Here is a 3,437-nt window from a genome sequence, read left to right as displayed (position 1 = left end):
GACGCTTCTGGCGGACCTCCGCGGTGTCGCGGTGCCTGGCACGCACCAGGCACCGCTCCATCCTCGCCGACTGGCCGCTGTCGGCCGGCGTTGACTTCAGCCGCCCACCGGTACCGGCACGCCCGTCCGCGCCGACGCGTAGCCGGCCTCCACGATCCGCAGCAGGCGCAGGCCGCCCTCGGCGCCCGAGACGTCGACCTCGCCCTCGCGCGGGCCGAAGAGGAACGTGCGCAGCATGCGCTCGTCCAGGTCGACGCCGTAGGGCAGTTCGAGGCCCGTGCCGCGGCGTTCGCTGAAGCCGTGGACCTTCTGGTCGAAGGCGTCCATCTCCAGGGTCGCCCGCTCGCCGACGACGGTCATGTCCAGGCCGCCCCAGGAGTGGTGGGAGCGGGGGTGGGACCAACTGCAGTCGATGGTGGCCACGACGCCGTTGTCGTACGTCACGGTGACCAGGCCGCCGGTCTCGACGGTGGCCTCGCCCTCGTGCAGCAGGTTGTTGGTCTGCGCGTACACCTGGACGGCGGGGGCCCCGAACAGGTCGTCGAGGAGGTCGGCGAGGTGCACGGTGTGGTCCATGAGGGCGCCGCCGCCCGCGAGTTCGGGGTCGGCGAACCACCGGCGGAGGTGGCTGGGCAGGTGACCGTTGTTGGCGCCGGTCACGGTGAGGACGCGGCCGGCGTCGCCGGAGGCGACGGCCCGCTTGACGGCCGCGTACGCGGGGCTGAAGCGCACCGGGTGGGCGATCGCGAGGCGTACGCCCGCGGCGCGGCACGCGGCGAGCATGGCCTCGCCGTCGGCCACGGTGGTCGCGAGCGGCTTCTCGCACAGCACGTCCACGCCGTGCGCGGCGGCCAGTTCGACGAGGGGGCGGTGGCGGGCGTTCTCGGAGCAGACGATCACCGCGTCCGGCTGCCAGGCGAAGACGTCGTCGTACGTGGCGGCGTGGGGGACGTCGAGCGAGGCGGCGAGATCGCTGCCGCGCACCTCACCGGGCGCGGCCCCTGCGGTGTCCGGGTCGCTGGCGAGGACCTCCACGCCAGGCATGTCCCGCAGCAACTCCAGGTACGTGGCCGCGTGGACGTGGGCGAACGACAGGACGGCGACCTTCATCGCGTGACCTCCTTGAGCTCGACGGCGTGGCCGGTGCGGCTGGACTCGATGGCGGCCCGCGCGAGGCGGACGGCCTCGATGCCGTCCTGGGCGGCGACGCGCGGGGTCACCGTGGCGTCGTCCCATGCCGCGGCGAACTCGCGCAGTTGGCTGAGATAGGGGCTCTCCGCCATGGGCGTGGACGGGATGCCGTCGTGCGCGGCGCGGGCGTCCTGCGCGGTGATGCGGAAGCCGGGCGCGGCGGCGGAGTCGTGGCGCAGCACCCCGTCGGATCCGGCGATGTGGAACGTGGTGCGGAACGGCTGGTCGGGCAGTCCCCACAGGCCGGCGACGTGGGTGAGGGCGCCGGAGGCGTGGGTGAGCACGACCGTGGCGGCGACGACCTCGGCCGGGGCGTCCGTGCCGTGCCCGGCCTGGGCGTCCGCGAGACGCTCGGTGCCGCGGGTCAGGGCATGCACGCGGACCACGTCCCCCGCGACCCAGCGGGCGATGTCGAGGTCGTGCAGCATGAAGTCCATGATGACGCCGCCGGATTGGGCGGGGTCACCGAGCCAGGGGGCCCAACGCGGCCTCGCGCTGCTCCGGGTGAAGCGCAGCACGGCGAGGTCGCCGAGCTCGCGCTGGTGGACCGCCTGCCGCATGGCGGCGTACGCGGGGAAGTAGCGCACGACGTGCGCCGGTTGCAGGCGAACGCCCGCTGCCTCGGCGGCCGCGACGATCTCCTGTGCGTCCTCTACCGTCAGGGCTAACGGTTTCTCGCACACGACGTGTTTGCCCGCGGCGATCGCGGTGCGGGCCAGTTCCTTGTGGGTGGCGGTGGGCGTGCAGATGTCTACGGCGCGGCAACGGGCGAGGAGTTCGTCGAGCGTGGTGGCGGTGACGTCGTGGCCGAGCGCGGCGTACTCGGCGGCGAGCCTCTCCGCCGAGTCGCCGCGGCTGTGCACGCTGACGGTGGCGCCCAGTTCCAGCCAGCCGTCGAGGTGGGAGCGGGCGATGGCGCCCGCGCCGAGCAGGCCGATGTGAAGCGGTGACATCGAGGTTCGTGCCTTTCTCTCTACGTCGAGATCGATTGTGCCAGTGGGCCGGAATGGCGGTTCCTTGAGTCCTTCGACCGTCTCGATGGGGGCGGCGGGGCGCGGCAAGCCTCCCGCGCGGGGCAGCACACGCCCCGTGTGGAAGCGCCTCTTGGCCCGGTGGCCGAAGGGGTGTCCACTGATGTTCGGATTCCGTTAGGGAAGTGGCGCCGGTGCTCGCCCGGCGGCGGTTCGGCCGCCACGGTGGACCGGGATCGGCGCCGGGACCGGGCGGACCGGGACCGGATCGGGTGCAGTGCACGAGGAGGAAGCCCGTGGTGGACGGTTGCGGCGGTGCGGTCGTGCCGGCGGTGAAGTGGTGAGCGCGGAGCGCATTGTCGGGGTCCTGGTGGCGGTGGCGCTGGTCGGGTTGTTGGTGGCCGGCGTCAAGTTCCGGGACCGGTTCTGAATCTGACGCTGAGGAGTCGGGGGCGGCGCGTTAGTGCCTGTCCGGCGGATCTTGTGCCCACTAGGCTGCGGCGATGGAATGCGCAACCGATGTGCCCGAGAGCCTCGACGGGTCTGCGGATCCGGCCCGGGTGAATGACTACGACAGGTTCGCCGAGGCGTACTCGGCGGAGAACGAGCGCGGCCTCGTGAATGCGTACTACGCGCGGCCCGCGATGCTGGACCTCGCCGGAGACGTGGCCGGTCGCCGGATCCTGGACGCCGGCTGCGGCTCCGGCCCGCTGTCCGCAGCACTGCGCGACCGCGGCGCCGTCGTCACCGGCATCGACACCAGCGCCGGGATGCTGGCACTGGCGAAGCGGCGGCTCGGTGATGACGCGGACGTGCACCAGGTCGACCTTCGCGACCGCCTGCCGTTCGACGACGGTGCCTTCGACGACGTGGTCTCTTCGCTGGTCCTGCACTATCTCTAGAGGACTGGGGGCCGACGCTGGCCGAGTTGCGGCGCGTGCTCCGGCCCGGTGGCCGGCTGATCGCGTCGGTGGACCACCCGTTCGTGGCCTACACGATCCAGGAACCCCGGCCCGACTACTTCGCGACCACCAGCTATACCTTCGACTGGGCGTTCGGCGGGCAGACCGTCCCGATGAAGTTCTGGCGCAAGCCGTTGCACGCAATGACCGATGCCTTCACCACCGCGGGCTTCCGCCTGTCCACCATCAGCGAGCCGCAGCCCGACCCGGCCGCCCGTGAACTCTTCCCCGACGGCTTCCAGGACCTTTCGGCCAAACCCTGCTTCCTGTTCTTCGTTGTCGAGGTGCCGCCTTCGGACGCCGGCTCGGACGA

The 3,437-nt window shown here is 72.2% G+C and carries 2 protein-coding genes and 1 pseudogene; 1 reads left to right on the top strand and 2 read right to left on the bottom strand.

What is annotated here, in order from left to right; all coding sequences use genetic code 11:
* Positions 1-96: 96 nt before the first annotated feature.
* Positions 97-1,110 (bottom strand): Gfo/Idh/MocA family protein, encoded by a 1,014-nt coding sequence (locus ACLJT4_RS42120; protein WP_411130443.1) that lies wholly within the window; start codon positions 1,108-1,110, stop codon positions 97-99.
* Positions 1,107-2,144, bottom strand: coding sequence for a Gfo/Idh/MocA family protein (locus ACLJT4_RS42115; RefSeq protein WP_411130442.1), 1,038 nt, complete (start codon positions 2,142-2,144; stop codon positions 1,107-1,109). The genes ACLJT4_RS42120 and ACLJT4_RS42115 overlap by 4 nt, the downstream gene beginning before the upstream one ends.
* A 521-nt stretch (positions 2,145-2,665) precedes the next feature.
* Here ACLJT4_RS42115 and ACLJT4_RS42110 point away from each other — a divergent pair.
* Positions 2,666-3,437, top strand: a pseudogene (locus tag ACLJT4_RS42110) (class I SAM-dependent methyltransferase); the annotation flags it as partial.

Origin of the sequence: Streptomyces sp. x-19 (assembly GCF_046549115.1) — a bacterium.
Classification (GTDB): Bacteria; Actinomycetota; Actinomycetes; order Streptomycetales; family Streptomycetaceae; genus Streptomyces; species Streptomyces albulus_C.
Note: the sequence above shows the minus strand (reverse complement) of the source record. Positions and strands in the feature narration are given on the sequence as shown.